The organism is Cytobacillus sp. IB215665 (assembly GCF_033963835.1).
Lineage (GTDB): Bacteria > Bacillota > Bacilli > Bacillales > SM2101 > Nanhaiella.
This window is the reverse complement of the sequence record NZ_JAXBME010000006.1, coordinates 37,380-53,817: the sequence shown is the minus strand read 5'-3', so window position 1 is coordinate 53,817 and position 16,438 is coordinate 37,380. Positions and strand designations below refer to the sequence as shown.

Below are 16,438 nucleotides of genomic sequence, written 5' to 3'. Positions count from 1 at the left end.
TCTAATAACTGTTTAATAAAAATAAAATAATAAAAATTTAAAATATTCGCAATATTAATGGAGGATTTACAATATATACAAAGAATAACTGTAATATAACAATTACAGGAGGTGTTACTTTCTTGAAACTCAAGAAACTATTATTCGGTACAGCGTTAACTTTAACTTTAGTAGGTTCAGGTGTTTCCGGTGCAAGTGCTGATCCGATAACTATTGATCCTGGGCCTGGTGGTGGTGGTACTAGTGATCCACCACCAATTTGCACAAGTAATGGCACATGTATCCAACCGTAAAATTACCTAAGTTTAAAAGCATGTCATTTAATATGATGACATGCTTTTATTCATCTTTTTTCTATTATATACCTCAATGTTTGTTATCTTCTGGCTGATATTGCCCATATTTTTTGTGAATAACAATCTAAGGTGTCCATTCATCAAAAACTAATAGACTTCTTAATCATTGTGATGTGTAAATGACTTATTCAACCTATCACACGATACAAGTAAACCCATGTGCTGCATAAGCAGCTCGCTTGGATTTTGCTTTTTTTATAGAATAGTTGCATGTTGATGGGCATGGAGCCTTGTGAAGATTCCATTCTCCCTAGATAAAAGTTCTTCGTGAGTACCATCCTCAGCTATTCCGTTTTCAGTGACGACTAAAATTCGATCTGCTTTACGAATAGTAGCTAAACGGTGAGCAATGACTAAAGTAGTACGGTCTTTAGTCAATTCATTTAAGGCTTCTTGAATGATCGCTTCTGTTTCTGTGTCTAGAGCAGAAGTAGCTTCATCGAGAATTAGTATTCTTGGATTCTTAAGGAACATACGGGCGATGGACAAGCGCTGCTTTTGACCTCCAGATAGCTTTAAGCCTCTCTCTCCGATTTGGGTATCATAGCCATTCGGAAGTGAGGCGATAAGATCTGTCAAATGAGCACGTCTTGATGCCTCTTCGATCTCCTCTTGGGTAGCTGATAGCTTTCCGTAAGCAATATTTTCACGTAGTGTACCTGTAAACAAGAACACATCCTGTTGTACTATTCCAATTTGTGAACGTAGAGATTCCTTTGTCATATCTCTTATATCAATGCCGTCAATAGTAATGGCTCCTTTTTCAATATCATAGAAACGAGGAATTAAGGAGCATATCGTTGTTTTTCCTGCCCCAGAAGGACCTACAAACGCTACGGTTTGTCCTGCTTGAATGGTAAATGATAAGTCTATTAGAATTGGGCGATTCGTCTCATATCCAAACGTCACCTCGTCAAAGGTGATATCCCCTTGTAATGTTGAAACATCTATTGCATTAGGACGATCTTCAATATCCGGTTCCCTATCCATAAGCTCTGTAAATCGTTTGAAGCCCGCCATTCCTTTTGGATATAGTTCAAGGAGAGCAGAGATTTTATCAATTGGTTTGAATAATATATTAATATAAAGAATAAAAGCAACGAGTTCTCCATAAGATAGGGAACCTGAAAAACTTAACCATGCACCATAAACTAGAACGATAAGCGTCATTAACCGTGTGGAAATGTAGATTCCTGAAAGGTTCACACTCATGGTGTTGTATGCTTTTAACTTAGATTTACGAAAGAATTGATTGTCTTTATTGAATCGTTCAAATTCGTAGTACTCATTCGTAAATGATTGGACAACTCTTGCTCCAGAAACACTGTCCTCTACTCTGCTGTTCACATCTGCAATATTTCCATACATTTTTGTCCAGGCAGCATTCATTTTAATATTTGAATAGGAAATGAGCCAAACTAAAAATGGCACAATCAAAATTGCCACTAACGCAAGCTTCACATTAATAGTAAGCATAATCCAAAATGCTCCAATAAACGTCATAATAGCGATAAATAAGTCTTCAGGTCCATGGTGAGCAAGCTCTCCAATGTCCATTAAATCATTTGTGACTCTACTCATAATATGTCCAGTTTTCGTATTATCGAAAAAACGGAAGGATTGTTTTTGAACATGGTTAAACAATTCTCGCCTCATGTCGGTTTCGATATTAATACCAAGCTTATGCCCCCAATAGTTCACTACAAATTGCATGCCCGAACTAAGTAAATAGAGGACAAGTAGACCTATGGAGACAGCTATAATGGTACTCCAATTTCCTTCAGGTAATAGGGAATCAATAAACCATGATACCGCGAGAGGAAAGCCGAGTTCCAAAAGTCCAACCAACACAGCACAAACGAAGTCAAGATAGAACAGCTTCCGGTGTGGTCGGTAATAGCTGAAAAATCGTTTAATCATATAATAGTCACCTCAGCATTCTAGTATTCATTTTCAATCTATCATTGTATCTATAAAAAAAGTTTGATAAAACGATTTAATAGATTGTTGTTTTATCTAAACTCAAATTAATAAATAGCGGATGAGTTGCCTTTCCACCTTATGTAAAAGACGATTATCATTTACAAATCCTATATATTACAACATCAGAAAGGATGCAAAGTATCTTTTAATTAATATCGCTCAAAACATAAAGAAAGACGCTTTCAGTATTATAACTTAACAGCGCCATTTTGTGGAATATTTCTTTTCTTATTTCATCAATGGATATACTCTTCATGGTACTAAGGACTTCACCTACATAACCAACGTTTTTAAAAGTTTATCAGAAAATCAGAAATTCTTTCTTGACTTTTAATATGCTTTATTTTTATTCCTTTCGCTTCTCACACTATGTCCATAGTCTAAAAAAAGTAAAACGCTACAATAAAGTAGCGTTTTACTTGGGAAAACATGATATATAAAAGTGCATAAAGGGGAAATTTGGTTATTATTATAATACCAAATAACTAAACATTGTGATTTTGGCTTAAAAGGCGATTTAGGACGATTGGCTATTGGTTTTGTTTAAGTTCCTTTAAACTTCTTTCATTTATATAAACATATTGATATTTGTAATATTAAAATTCAAGTATAATAGATACATGCGAAAATGGATTTACAAAACGCTGGTCATACTTTATTTGATTTTCTAACTTCAAAACCTTCAGTTGAATTACAATAAGTACTTACTTTTCAGCGAAGCTCGATACAGAATTCCAATTTCCCGTAATGTATTTCATCTAATCACAACAGATATCATGTAGTATATCTGTTGTGATTTCCTTTAAAACTAAATGTTTTCAATATTGTTTATTTCAATGCCCCAGTAGTGATTGCTTCTATATTACACAGTGTGATGGAAAGTGGTGCATTTACAGTTGTCTCAGTCCCTTGCAATACAAAGTTTGAAATCGTCCAATCATTATCAAATTCATATATACTCCCACTAATTCCTCTTACGCAAACAGCTTGCCCTAGATATTGAGTATAGTTAGAATTTGCTCCGATAGTACAACAATCACAAGTGGTAATTTGCTTTACTTCTTCTTTGACTATAGACTTACAACCACAAGGTGATGTTGATACCTTATAATTTGCCATTAGATCACCCCCATAATAATTATTACTCCATGTTATGCTTCACTGCAATTTGATGCATGGGGTAGCGCGTATATATCCCAATAGGTTTATACACATTTTCCATTTTCTAGTCAACAGTACAAAAAATCAAAATTATATTGCATACTCTATTCCTATAAGTTGATACCTTATATCTTGCCATTAGGCACCTCTTGAAAACTTCGAGAGGGTACATAATTATTAAATCTAAACTTGTATGTATTACCTAGTACATACAGAGATAATTTGCATAACATAATGTACGGCCAACTACACTCATATAAACCTCCCTAAGCATGCCTCCTTTACTGATCGAAACAGGGAGGTTACATATTTTAAGGAGATGTGACATATATCAATTAGATTGTTTTGGGGCATAGTTTCATACTGTGGAGTAGGTCAATTTGGAGATACTTACCCTCTCTTCCTTGGGTGTCCAACGGTCTACGGTAGAGAGGATCTTTTAGTTAATCACCTCACAGCTTATATGTTTCATAAGGTTTTCTGACTATAGAGTTTTTTGAGTTTATTATAAGATAATGAATACTTCATCTTTCAATAAAGGAGTTTATTAAATGCGCGTTGCATATGTAATTTGATTCTCTTCATGTGAAGGTCTTATGTTTTAACCCCTCAATTTCCTAGTTTATACCCATTTTGATTACTATAGTTTCATGTTTTAGACAACATTGTTCAAAACATAATGAAAGACTCTTTTCATTATCATCTCTGAAATGGTGCACCCATATAAAAATTTCCTACAGATTTTAACATATTCTCTCCTTTCCCGGTTAGTTAGTTTATCGTATTTCTTCTATTACATATGTTTTCTAGTAATAGTATCAAAAATAATGTTGATAATAACCTCACACAATTTCACATAGAAAATACACGAGAACTACATGCTAAAGTTGTATAAATAACTATGTAAGAAAAACTATTTTAAAGGAGTGTTTCAAATGAGGAACTTATTATCTTTAACATTAGCAGGTGGAGTATTGGTGAGTGGATTAATTGGAGTCTCAGCGACAGGTGCACAGACAACACAAGATTTAGACGAAAGACTAGAGCCATATGCGACTGAATATGACAATGGTACTATTGGATTTGATCTATCAGAGATTCCGCAAGATTTACTTGATGAATTAAATGACAGTAATCTTTCAAGTGGTGATTACGAACTTGTTTCGATTGAGACTATTGACGAAGAAACTGGTTCTAGCTTGTCAGTTGACGAATTTTCTCAAGAATTCTTTACTATTGAGATAGATGAAGAAACAGGTGATGTAATCGATTCAAGTTTGTCTGATGAAGAACTAGCTAAATTCTTAGAGGAACGAGAAAATGCTGGACCAGTTGAAGTTGAAGAGATTAACTTAGGCTCTGAATAAAGAACACTTCTGAAAACACCGATTTCCAAAATGAGGTCGGTGTTCTTAATATTAGCCACCTTGGTAGACATGGTAATCAGAGCATATTTACCTTCATGTTCTCCTCATTCCAAAACCTTTTAACATACTCAGTAAAGGCTGCATTTAAAATATTTAAAGCGACTGATACCAATTTCCTATTTAAATTACTCTAAAATTTATGTTTTTCATCTATTACAATCTAAAAGTCAATATATACTATCCCATAGAGACCCGCATATCAATATGAATCAAAAATTAATAAATAGAATACATGAATTATTTTTTACACATTCAAATTTTTTGGAGGTATTTTAGATAGATTTAGTAACCACTAGCCTTAATTTCTCTAACAACTCTTGACAACTTCTTATTCTAAAAACCGTAAAGTTACATATATATATCTCTGACTTTAGATTCGAAGGGAGTATACAATTATGTCATTTGCGTATGTAGCAAATTTTGCATCTTCCACAATCTCTGTCATAGATACTAAAGTTCATTCCGTAATTGCTACTGTGATACTTAATAGTTCTCCAGCTTTCATAAACTTTGCACCAGACAGTAAGCTAGCATATGTTTTAAGTACTCCACTCTCATTGACTAATAAAACTGTTTCAGTTATAGATGTGAAAACTCACACCTTACTCTCTACTGTACCTGTTGGTTTAAGCTTTAATTTGTTATTATTCAACTCTAGTGTAGTTGCTATTTCACCAAACGGGAAATATGCGTATATTACAAATCTTATTGAAGGAACCGTTTCTGTTATTGATGTGAAAACCCATTCTACTATCTCCACAATTAAAGTTGGCTTGGCTCCAAACTCATTAGCAATATCTCCTGATGGAAAGTCTGTCTATGTCACGAATGTAGGAGAAGATAAGGTTTCTGTTATTGACACAAAAACTCAAGTTGTAATTACTACTATAACAGTTGGTAATAATCCAGTATTTGTGGCTTTCTCTCCAACATAAAAACGAGTATCTATAATTCGTATATTAAGTGTGTGAACATAAATTTCTGTATTTACTCTATTAGTAGCTATAATAATAGAAAGGATGAAAACATTGAAAAAATTAGAACAGTCTTATAAACAAAGACCCATTCGTTTTATAGAAATACTCAACCACTATGATTGGAAATTAAAAGTTTATGGTATTTCTTACGAAAACGAACTGCCTAACCCTGATTTAATTAACGATGCTAAATCAGTTACTCTCTCAAAGCTACCTGCAATTTCCGATACTGTTTATGGAGTAGGATATATTGGAATTCATGATGGACGTGATTCGAATTTCGTATTTTTAGATTGGTGGCAAGATGAAAATGAGCTTCATCACCATGTGTTCATATCCCCTAAAGACAATCCTTCTGCATTGGTTGAAATGACTCATACAGGAATTTCAGCATGCGTTTGGGATTTAAAATTAATTTGTTTTGAGAGACAAGCTTGGTTAGATTCAGTATTAAATAACCCTAAAGGACTTCCTGATCTAGATTCCTATTTGAAATCTTATCTGAATGGCGATTTTTGATTGATACTGAAGTTAATAATCAGTGTTATTAGTAATAAAAAATTAATTCTGGAGTTTCCTTAAATTTAAGTTTTGTACTTGGACATTTATCAGTTACATCATTATGACGGAAATTATGTACAAAAACTTCCTTTAAAGAACAACACAGCATTACAAATACAATAATAATCAAACTTATCATTTTGATAACTAAAATGAGGAATTTAATCATAACAACATAAGGTGATATGCACAAAACAAGCAGAGTTAAGTTGTTTAGGCTGAAGTTGCATGTTTAATTTGCTTGTGAATGGTCAATAATTAATGTGATGTTTATTCATTTGTTAATTCCCTTCTTTATTGCCCTAGGTTGAAGTAGCCTAGGGCATTTTTTTCTTCTTACCTATTTTGGGTAGATGAGTGATTAGGGTTTACTTCTCCTTTATGCAACTCAATAGCATATATCCTGCTACAAAACTTATTATTGTAATTGGGGTATCTGCTAAAAATAACATTGGATTAAGCGGGATATAATGACCAAGTGGAGAAAAATAAATAATATGAAATGAAGCTATGATAGATGCAGGTAACACAATGACTAAAAACTTTACTATATCGAATGTCAAAGCTTTTTTACTCCTCACCACATTCAAAAGCGATGGTAATCGAAAAAACATCCCCATTAAGTAAGGAAAAATTGTTGAATATAATAATATGGGATAAAAAATATACATTCCTTCATATTTAACTTCAATATAAATTTGAAACCTGGTTCCGACCCATAGTAACAAGGTAAATAAAAGTGGCCATAATAAAAAACTTCCAAGTTTCTTCATGTCACTCCCCCTTCGATGACTTGTTGTATTTATATGCTACTCATTCTTTCCTAACCCACAAAATTAACCCTAATTGCTAATTGGACAAATAACTTCCTAGTTACCAACATTCGGAATTCTATATCAAATAGATAGGACAGGTGAAATACACACAGTCAGTCAGATGTAGGTAGTTTTTCTTATTTCGTGAAATACATATTTACATTAATTAAAAGTAGTCGATATTTAATATAATGATTTATTTAACAGTTTTTCCCCTTTTGCTTACCCTAGACTAAAAATCTAGGGCTTTTCTTTTTAAATAGAACTTTCATTTTATCGTAACATCCAGCTACCATATTATTCACCTTCCAATTGCTTTGTTACACCTACGAATTCCCATCCCTTTGTTTTAACAAATCAATAAATTTCTGTGAATGTGTCACAATCAACATCTGCTTTTATTGATCCTTCAATCTCTATCCATCATTTTGTTTTTTTTCATTTTACTCCTCTACTTAATTGCAAGATTAACTATGATCTCTTCTTAAAACTATTTAATTCAGACCAAAAGAACTCTCTAATACCTTAGAGGCAAAGTTTTTAAAGTTTCAATATTTCAAATAAGAATATTCTCCAATTGAGCATCCAATACCACCCAAAGACAAAGAGCTAAAAAGTAGATTGTACAACGAATTAATTACCACAGAACTCCTTATGAATATTTTTATTAATTGTTTTAATTATTCATAGATTTATATAGATTATAATAATTATATATTTAGAATTTTATTTACTAACAAGGCAGGATTGTTTTTTTAAAAATACCTTAAGTTATAGGGGATGATACAGATGGTCAAACAAGCTATAAGTGTTTTTCTTATGGTAATTATATTGTTTTTGACTGGTTGCAATAATGAAATAAACTCATTAATTGAAACACAAGAACAATTAAATGAAAAAGTAGTTGAGGCTAATAAAATAATCAAGGAACAACAAAGGGTAATAAATGAACTTAATAAAGAATTTTCTTATTTAAAAGACTTATCAGAGACAGAATTAGACGCATACGAATTATTTGTCCAGGACAAAAATATGAGGCACCTTCTAGGTTTTTCACCAGAGAATATAGTTTTGATTTACTTGCATTCAGTAGTAATTGATGATATTGAGGCAATTTATTCACTGACTTTTGATGATGGTGCTTTACCTGATTTTTCAACTTTTAAACAAAAGTATAAGGAAGGTCTGCGTAAAAAAGATGTGGAAACCGCTCTTGATTAAAGGTATTACACTTCAATTGAAGTTAGTGAGGAAAATAAAACTGATAATGATGTAGCAGTCGAAATGAGTGTTGAGTTTGGTCTTTATCACACAACATTCATATTTATATTAAAAAAAGAAAATGGAATATGGAAGATGGATATTTTGCACTTGATGGAGGATATAAAAAAGGCTCAGAATTAGATTACATACAAAGGACATTAGGTAAGCACCTCGGCGTTATTTTCTTATACAACAACTTATTGATATTGCTTAAATGTTTTAATTTAGGGGAACAGAGTTTATGCCATTACTTCCCTTACGATAAAAATCAGATTTTATCATGAACCTCAATGACTGTGTTTATTCATAACTATAATTACCAATTCTATGTATCGTTCATTCGTATTTACAATAATTCACACACCTGGATTCCCACCCTATTTTAATTTAAATCTATTTATTTACTAATATTTAGTTATGAATGAATATTATACACTTTAAATTTATGCTTCAATATGTAACCTAGACATACTCTAATTTGTCTAGGTTTTCCTCTACATATCTACTTCTTTTATGCGTGTAACACAGCACGTTGAAATAGCAACGAAAAGTGTTATACCATCTCTGACATCTTCTACTATTGCAATTCCTTCACCTACTTCTTTAACAGTTACTGGCGCATCTTCGAATAAAAACGTTGGTACTAACGCACTAATAATTACTTGCTTATCTATTAAGCATTTAAAACTATCTGTCGCTGGATCTTCAATACATTTACAAACACCACCACTCCTTTCTGATTGAATTAATTCTATTTCAGGATAAATAGCATTTACAGTAACAGCTTTTACCTGACTAATCGGAAAGAAACCTTCGGAGGTATCTACTCCAAATTTATTAACCTTTTCTATCAGAATTGGTTGGAAACCTGAAATGGGATCAAAATTAAACACTTCATTTTGTGTTGCTAGTATTGCAAAATTTCCTTCAAGTTCCTCTAGAACTCTTTTCATTGGAGTGACACAACAATCACAAAAATTCTCATTTGTTTTTCTGCAAACTAAAGTTCCTATTTAATCTCACCTCCTCCCTTTATATTTATAATATGAATATAAAGGTTGAAAGGTGTGGACAATCATTCTACCTAAAGTCCCCAGCCATTATGTCCGTAAAGGGTTGTCTATACTCAACGTACAAGCTTTTTTGTTTATGTCTACGAATCAGTTAACGTACTATGTTTTTCAAGACTTTTTCGTATTGTCACTATTAACCCGTTCAAAGTATTCCAGGTAGCACCCTCACATGTCGCTTCTATTGCGTTACATTTTTTGTTTACTTGCCATACGGGAGTAAACATTATAAACTACTTCCTTATCAATAAACACAGATTTAACTTGATTAATAAATTCCATAGCTCTATCAAATCTAAAATATCTCATGCTGTTCTCTTTGACCGATACATTTATTGCATTCCAAGTTTTTTTATCATTATTATCATATATTTGTTTTAACTTTTGAATTTCTTCCAAAAATAATGAGATAAGTTGCTCCCTTTCTGACTCTTTAAAATCCATCAACAACTCATCCAGATCATTCCAACTTACACTTTGATTAAAATAACCTTTGAAGAAATAAATTAATGTACTAAATTCCTCTTTGATATTCATAATAAAACAACCTTTTTGGTTTTTTGGAGACCTAATTAACACTATAAACCCATAATCAGAGTCAGGATCTTTTTTTAATACTGTGACTCCAATAGTAAGATCCTCATTGAAGGAATAGCCTTTTTCATTAAAACCTCTTCAAATAACTTTGTCACCAGCTTTTTTCTATAAGATTTTGTTTGTTAATTAACATTCCTGACTTCTATAATTTGCTGTTAAAATAAGGGTATGCCAAGAACTAACTTGAGAAGAGAACGGGGCTGAAAATGTTGAAATTATTACTAACTTCTAATGGTTTTTACAATGACTCTATTAAAAACCAATTATTAAAACTTGTAAATAGGGAAGTTAACGAAAAGAAGGTTGCCATTATTACCACTGCTTCACCATATAAAGAGAAGAATAAGTACGCACAAAAGGCAAAAGAAGATTTTAAGAAAATGGGGTTCCAAAACATCCATTTCATTGACTTAGAATTTGAGAGTCCTGAAAGTCTTACACAGCAAGATGTCATATATATCAACGGTGGGAATCCATTTAACTTGTTATTTCATTCTAAAAAGAGTGGAGCAGATAATATCCTTAGACAGTTAGTTTCAAAAAATGTAGTTATTATAGGTGTTAGTGCTGGTGCTGTTCTCCTTGGTCCTAACATTAAGGTAGTGCATTTCTTTACTCCGCAGATGGATAAACTAAACACTGAGGATTATTAAGCATTAGGATTAACTGATAAACTTGTCTTCCCTCACTACGACAGAGAAGATTTATTCAAGGATAGTACAAACAAGACAATTGAAGATAGACTGAAAGAATTTGAAACCCTCAAAAATTGTGAAATTACAAGGCTTAAAGAAAATGGATATATTACAGTAGAGAAGTAATTTATTGACCTCTATTATGAGGTCTCTTTTTATGCACTTCCGCAACATCTCAACCGTTGTGTAGTCAGATTTTTGACACGCTGAAATACCCATTTGCTCTACTCTTTTATCAAATGCTACATCCTTTCCTATATCAAGTCAATGGAACCAATAGAGGAAGTTATTCAAGTAATGAGTCCCCTCTTCAAATTCTCCTTCTAAAACGATTAAACTAAAACATCACTACATTTCTAAATAGCACTTTTTATAAACAATATGACTTTCATAAGAAAGGACCACGATCTCTGTATGGTATTCTTCTCCAACTTGATGGCAATATACCGTCTTTTCTTCTCAAGAATCCTACTTTTAAACCAATTGATATTTTATGATATAAAACTTCAATTAATTTTTCTAACCAGTTCAATAGCAAGCTGTGTAGATTCAATTAATGATTTGTTACCTTTATATTTTCTTATTTCTAATGCTTTTATAAAACAATCTTCTGCCTCATTTAGAAGATTTAACTCTAAATAACATTTCCCTTTATGTTGTAAGGGAAAGTCAATATAGAAGTCCTTTGCAGCACCTTTACATTTGTACAGTGCGGTATCAAACATTTCCAAAGCTTTTTTATGCTGATTATTGTATTTTAAAGCTTCTCCCAATCGTATAAGAGAAACTATTTCTCTAGACAAATTCTCCTCTTTGGTTGCAAATTCTAAACACCAATTTAAATAAGGAATTGCTCTCTTTGGTTCTCCGTAAATCCTCAGAAAATTTCCCATTACTCCGTTCAGATAATATTTATCTTCAACGCTTATTTTTGAATCTTGTACGGCATCTTCTATTTCATTAATCACTTCTAAGACCATAATAGGAGAAGAAGTTTTCTCTCGTAAAAATTGGCTCTCATCAAAATATAAAGTATTAGTTACTAAGTTAATTTTTTCTTTTAGATCATGAATAGAGATAATTTCCACCTCGGTTTCTTTATCCATAAAAATGTTTGCTGAACGCTACAAATTGCTAAAGGCAACCTAGTTAATTTGTTACTTTCTATATATCAGTCTTGAGCGTTCTAGTGTCCCATCGGAACTTCATGGGAAACAAGCCTCTTATTGAACAGTATCACACCAATAATTAATTTTAAAAGTCCATCAATAACGGCAAATACCAGAAATGGCACAGCTATAATTAATAAACCAAGAATTCCGTTTAAAATTGTGAAGCTACCTAGAAGAATCATCATTTTACCTTGAGAAAAGTAAAAACCGAAGAAGTGAATGCCCACTGCAATAAATATACTTAACCAAAACAACCTTAAATTATCGAAGCCGATGATAAACCCACAGGCTGTACATAATAATACATTAAACATAGTAAATAAATTATCCATTCTATTCTGAAATTTTGTATTTTCACCATATGCCAATTTGTTATTAACAAATGGGAAACCAAGAATAGCTATAAAGCCAATTAAGTACCCTATACCTAAAGTGAATGGTTGTATTAATAATTCTCCCCCAACAAGAGCTGAAAAAATAATTATGATACCGACGTAGATTAACCACACTCCACCAGTTCTTTGTGTAGGGTACTTCGAAATCTCATCTTTATTTGTCACCACAATCCCCCCAAAAATAATGTAAATTAGAAGAATGAATAACATACTTCATTTTTCTAATTTACTAATCTTATATACTTTTAAACTTCATTGTAAAATATGCATTTTTCAACAATATCTTGAAAACCATTCCCTCTCCTTTTGTTAAATTTAACACCTTTTTCTTACTTATTAACTACTTTCATTTATTGACAAAAAGTCATCAAATTGATTACTAAGCTTGTACTAGCTTTAAATGTCATCCTAAAAACATACAGATGCAATAGACGTAAGTTGAGATTTTTTTAATAATTTACTCTCCTCAAATTATACTTTCTACTAAATATTGGATTATCCTCTAAATAAAAATACTAGACTTTCCATAAAAGTTGCAGACAAACAAAAAAGGACTGAATTCAGCCCTTAGTAATCTCAATAATCAAAGTATCATTTTTTCTTTTTTTATTTTATATTCGTACTCTATTTGCATCTATTTACTGCATGTAGAACTTTTGAAAATTCACTATATTTTTTTAGATCTTATTGCAAAATACGTGTATTATTTATCCAAGCCTTCTTGGGTTCTAGCAATGATTCCATCCATTGTAATATTGGAGTGATATTTTATTGCTAATCTCATTATAATCTACTTATGTAATTGAAATAAAAGCTTTATTTTTCTTGTAGTTTTTCATAGTAGTCTTGAACACTATACGAAACAAAGCCACAATCTGTATACAACTTCAAAGCATTTTGATTCGATGTTTCTACATCTAAAAAAATCCTATATCCTTTTTCTTGCTCCTTTAACACTGTATTCATTAGAGCTTTCCTACCAATGCCTCTTCCTTGATGATCTGGCAATATTGCAAATCCATATATCCAAGATTCTTCGTTGGAGTTATCTATTGTGATTTTTCCAACCGTTTGTCCAACATAATCAATCATATAAAAAGATCTCGTTTCTTCTTCCTTAATTCTTTTATTAAAGTCTATTGCATCTTCTCGTTCAAAATTAAAGCACTGCACATCTAATTCAACTTCGAGTTGTTGGTCTTCTTTTCTTGTTTTTCGAATCACTACATCTGGTGAAAACGATAATGAAGTTTCTTTAAACTTCATTTGATACTCTGAAAAGCCATAAGTATATTGGTTCTTGTTCAAAAAATGTTTTGCAGAAATGGACGCAGCAGGAGCATTGAGTAAAATATTAGAGAATCCCTCCTTATTACATTCTGTTAAAGCTTCTTGTAACAGGATGGAGAAAATCCCCTTTCTTCTATATTTGGGATGAACCATTCCACAGATTTCTATCTTAGTACCAAACCAGTACACTCCTAAAAAGCCGACTAGTTTTCCATCCTGCTCATGCAAGAAATCTCTTTTCTCTTGAGCGTTTCGTGTTCTTAATACATCCCAATTTAATTTCAATGATATTTGCTCTTCCTTTTCACATATTTCTTGTAGTTCTTTAATTTGATTTAACACCTGATCACTAAGCAATGTGCGTCTCTCCTTCCCCTTCTCTGCTAATTTTATAATAATTTCAACAAATATACACTTAATCCTGTTTAAAACTCTTACTTCAATTAAAGCAGGTTATAATGAAGGATCTTCAATAGCATTTGTGTTCATGGTTCACCATTAATCAATTTATTTTCACTTATCTTTGTCACAGCTAGTTTTAAAACTAAGGGGTGAAACAAAATGGACACAATGTATAATTTTAAATTAAAAATAATAAAATAGATATTTTATATAAATCTCTTATTTTATTATTTTCGTTTTGATTATTACTATTCCAAAACATTTTTAAGATTTAATAAACCCTGTGTTGCGCGTCTTTGCATAATACCTTTTATAAAGGTTAGTAAAAACGTTTTAATTAAAAGTCCTTTATTTCTACTTTCCATTCTCCAGATTACGTGAGTAACCATGTTTTCTTTTTCTTTAAGCAAAACAGTCATTCTAGGAAAAATCGGATTTAAATCTCCTTCAGTAACAAACCTTTTATTCTTTACAAATTCCTTAACTTCGATGGAAATATCTACTTTTCCTTTTAGTGGCATTTTAACTGTTTCAAGATAAACCTTTCCAACTTCTCCAACGGTCTTATCAGTACTCAGCTTAACTTTAATTACCTTTGGAAACCATTGACCAAAATTCTCCATATTAGTTATATATAGAAATACATCGCCAATATGTTTATTAATGACTATTTTACTCTCTGCAAGTTGAAACATTTGAACTCCTCCATTCCCCGCTTTTTCCCAATAACAATTGCTACTCATACTCGTATACAATATATACTCCCTTCACCGACACATATACATTTTTCTATAATACAAAATGAATATTAATAAGGTGATAAGTATTTTTATCCACACGTTATTAACAATATCCACAATAAAAAACACCCAAAGTAGGATGCTTACATTTGTATACTCACTTTTATATCTTGTATTAAAATACTTCTTTAATTGTGATTACCTTAAATTAGAGATAATTCTGCCATACTTAAGGTATGAATGATATTGCTAATGGATTTAAACCAACAGGTACAGTAGCGATTATAGAATGGGTATTCAGGGCAATAACTGACACAGTCCCATCAACATTTCCAACGTAAGCAAGTTTCCCGTCTGGTGTAAAAGCTACAAACAACTGTCCATCCACTAATTGAACGGTCGCCATAATTGAATGGGTTTTAGTATCAATGACAGTTACGGTACTACCGCCTAAGGTGACTATATACACTATTTTTCCATCTGGAGAAATAGTAATAAAAAATGGATCAACCCTTAACATCACTGTAGCTATAACGATGTGTGTTTTTGTATCAACTATTGACAAATTACGATCGTTGAAGCTGGAGACATAAGCAAGTTTCCCTTCCAGAGTAAAAGCGACATCACGTGGATTACTATTGACAGATATTGTAGCAATAATAGAATGTGTCTTTGTATCTATAACTGACACAACACTAGATACATTATTTGCGACATAAGCTAGTTTCCCATCCGGAGTAATGGAGATAACATTGGGGAAACTATCGTTACCTAAGTTTATGGTGGCCATAACTGAATGTGTCTTTGTATCTATCACCGACAGACTATTTGAACGATTGTTTGAGACATAAGCAATTTTTCCATCCGGAGTAATTGCAACCTCCATTGGTTCAATTCCTACAGGAACTGTAGCAATCACAACATGAGTTTTCGTATCAATAACTGAAACAGTGGAGGCTGTTTGTTCACTCCCAAAATTAACTACATAAGCCACCTTCCCATCAGGAGTACTTGCAATAGCTCTTGGTCTAACCCCAACAGCCACAGTTGCAATTAATTTATGCGTACTTGAATTTATGACGGATACTGTATTTTCTCCCTCGTTAGTCACATAAGCCAGTACCATTATTGTAGAGACCTCCTTATATTCGTTTGATAAAGTGTATGCGACAGAGTATCTTTAAATGATTTCATGATAAAAGCCGTGTATTATCTTAAATTCATAGTCATGTTTGTTGATATTTACTCTATTACTCTTGCTATCATCCAGCCACACACCAGGGTATGTACAATTCCTCATAACCTTAGTTACTCCGTTGCTGAATGGGGTTACCTTAACTGTTAGCTCCCATTATGTTTTGTACATTAGACATCTTCCTTATATATCAAACTCTACTTTACAGTCCTTTTCAACAAATATATACCTTACCCCAAATTACTAAGCCATTAGATCCTAGTATTATACTTCTTGGAGGATTTTCCATAGAATGAAATTGATACAGTGTACATATTAACCCCAAATAATACAGTCTGT

General features: G+C 32.2%; 16 protein-coding genes and 1 pseudogene. 6 read left to right on the top strand and 11 right to left on the bottom strand.

The genetic code is table 11. The features are described 5' to 3' along the window. Window positions 1-122: 122 nt before the first annotated feature. Window positions 123-293, top strand: coding sequence for a hypothetical protein (locus SLH52_RS10130; protein ID WP_320209160.1), 171 nt, complete (start codon window positions 123-125; stop codon window positions 291-293). A 258-nt stretch (window positions 294-551) separates the two neighbouring features. On the opposite strand, the gene SLH52_RS10125 is transcribed toward SLH52_RS10130, so the two are convergent. Together SLH52_RS10125 and SLH52_RS10120 are read right to left on the bottom strand one after the other, a co-directional pair. Beyond that, window positions 552-2,276 carry an ABC transporter ATP-binding protein gene (locus tag SLH52_RS10125; RefSeq protein ID WP_320209159.1) on the bottom strand — a complete coding sequence of 575 codons (1,725 nt, stop codon included), beginning with the start codon at window positions 2,274-2,276 and terminating at the stop codon, window positions 552-554. A gap of 891 nt (window positions 2,277-3,167) precedes the next feature. Further along, window positions 3,168-3,458 carry a hypothetical protein gene (locus SLH52_RS10120; protein ID WP_320209158.1) on the bottom strand — a complete coding sequence of 97 codons (291 nt, stop codon included), beginning with the start codon at window positions 3,456-3,458 and terminating at the stop codon, window positions 3,168-3,170. A gap of 977 nt (window positions 3,459-4,435) precedes the next feature. Between SLH52_RS10120 and SLH52_RS10115 the strand changes: the two genes are divergently transcribed. The 3 genes from SLH52_RS10115 (at window position 4,436) to SLH52_RS10105 (ending at window position 6,423) form a co-directional block, all read left to right on the top strand. Next, window positions 4,436-4,867 (top strand): hypothetical protein, encoded by a 432-nt coding sequence (locus SLH52_RS10115; RefSeq protein ID WP_320209157.1) that lies wholly within the window; start codon window positions 4,436-4,438, stop codon window positions 4,865-4,867. A gap of 455 nt (window positions 4,868-5,322) precedes the next feature. Then, window positions 5,323-5,862, top strand: coding sequence for a cytochrome D1 domain-containing protein (locus tag SLH52_RS10110; RefSeq protein WP_320209156.1), 540 nt, complete (start codon window positions 5,323-5,325; stop codon window positions 5,860-5,862). Between the two features lie 93 nt (window positions 5,863-5,955). Further along, on the top strand, window positions 5,956-6,423 hold the full coding sequence (locus tag SLH52_RS10105) for an isochorismatase (protein WP_320209155.1): 468 nt from the start codon (window positions 5,956-5,958) through the stop codon (window positions 6,421-6,423). A 410-nt stretch (window positions 6,424-6,833) separates the two neighbouring features. Here the strand turns inward: SLH52_RS10105 and SLH52_RS10100 are convergent, their stop codons facing one another. Beyond that, window positions 6,834-7,238 carry a hypothetical protein gene (locus SLH52_RS10100; protein WP_320209154.1) on the bottom strand — a complete coding sequence of 135 codons (405 nt, stop codon included), beginning with the start codon at window positions 7,236-7,238 and terminating at the stop codon, window positions 6,834-6,836. 831 nt (window positions 7,239-8,069) lie between these two features. On the opposite strand from SLH52_RS10100, the gene SLH52_RS10095 reads away from it, so the two are divergent. Next, a complete protein-coding gene (locus SLH52_RS10095) occupies window positions 8,070-8,501 on the top strand; it encodes a hypothetical protein (protein WP_320209153.1) in 432 nt (143 codons plus the stop codon). Window positions 8,502-9,037: 536 nt separating this feature from the next. Here the strand turns inward: SLH52_RS10095 and SLH52_RS10090 are convergent. Together SLH52_RS10090 and SLH52_RS10085 are read right to left on the bottom strand one after the other, a co-directional pair. Then, window positions 9,038-9,496: a hypothetical protein gene (locus SLH52_RS10090; protein WP_320209152.1), complete on the bottom strand. Its 459-nt coding sequence runs from the start codon at window positions 9,494-9,496 to the stop codon at window positions 9,038-9,040. A gap of 306 nt (window positions 9,497-9,802) precedes the next feature. Further along, complete coding sequence (locus tag SLH52_RS10085) at window positions 9,803-10,150, bottom strand: hypothetical protein (protein WP_320209151.1); 348 nt, start codon at window positions 10,148-10,150, stop codon at window positions 9,803-9,805. Between the two features lie 266 nt (window positions 10,151-10,416). On the opposite strand from SLH52_RS10085, the gene SLH52_RS10080 reads away from it, so the two are divergent. Next, a complete protein-coding gene (locus tag SLH52_RS10080; protein ID WP_320209150.1) occupies window positions 10,417-10,863 on the top strand; it encodes a Type 1 glutamine amidotransferase-like domain-containing protein in 447 nt (148 codons plus the stop codon). Window positions 10,864-11,070: 207 nt separating this feature from the next. Here the strand turns inward: SLH52_RS10080 and SLH52_RS10075 are convergent. The 6 genes and pseudogenes from SLH52_RS10075 to SLH52_RS10050 all read right to left on the bottom strand — a co-directional run. Then, a pseudogene (locus SLH52_RS10075) lies at window positions 11,071-11,208 on the bottom strand (IS1595 family transposase); the annotation flags it as partial. Between the two features lie 203 nt (window positions 11,209-11,411). Then, window positions 11,412-12,011 carry a tetratricopeptide repeat protein gene (locus tag SLH52_RS10070; protein ID WP_320209149.1) on the bottom strand — a complete coding sequence of 200 codons (600 nt, stop codon included), beginning with the start codon at window positions 12,009-12,011 and terminating at the stop codon, window positions 11,412-11,414. A gap of 80 nt (window positions 12,012-12,091) precedes the next feature. Further along, entirely contained in the window at window positions 12,092-12,637 is a 546-nt protein-coding gene (locus tag SLH52_RS10065) for a DUF6609 family protein (protein WP_320209148.1), read from the bottom strand. 651 nt (window positions 12,638-13,288) lie between these two features. Then, complete coding sequence (locus SLH52_RS10060; RefSeq protein WP_320209147.1) at window positions 13,289-14,119, bottom strand: GNAT family N-acetyltransferase; 831 nt, start codon at window positions 14,117-14,119, stop codon at window positions 13,289-13,291. 293 nt (window positions 14,120-14,412) lie between these two features. Next, window positions 14,413-14,859, bottom strand: coding sequence for an SRPBCC family protein (locus SLH52_RS10055; RefSeq protein ID WP_320209146.1), 447 nt, complete (start codon window positions 14,857-14,859; stop codon window positions 14,413-14,415). Window positions 14,860-15,133: 274 nt separating this feature from the next. Beyond that, the gene (locus SLH52_RS10050; protein WP_320209145.1) at window positions 15,134-16,030 is read right to left on the bottom strand and encodes a cytochrome D1 domain-containing protein; all 897 of its coding nucleotides are present in this window, start codon (window positions 16,028-16,030) and stop codon (window positions 15,134-15,136) included. Between the last annotated feature and the right edge of the window lie 408 nt (window positions 16,031-16,438).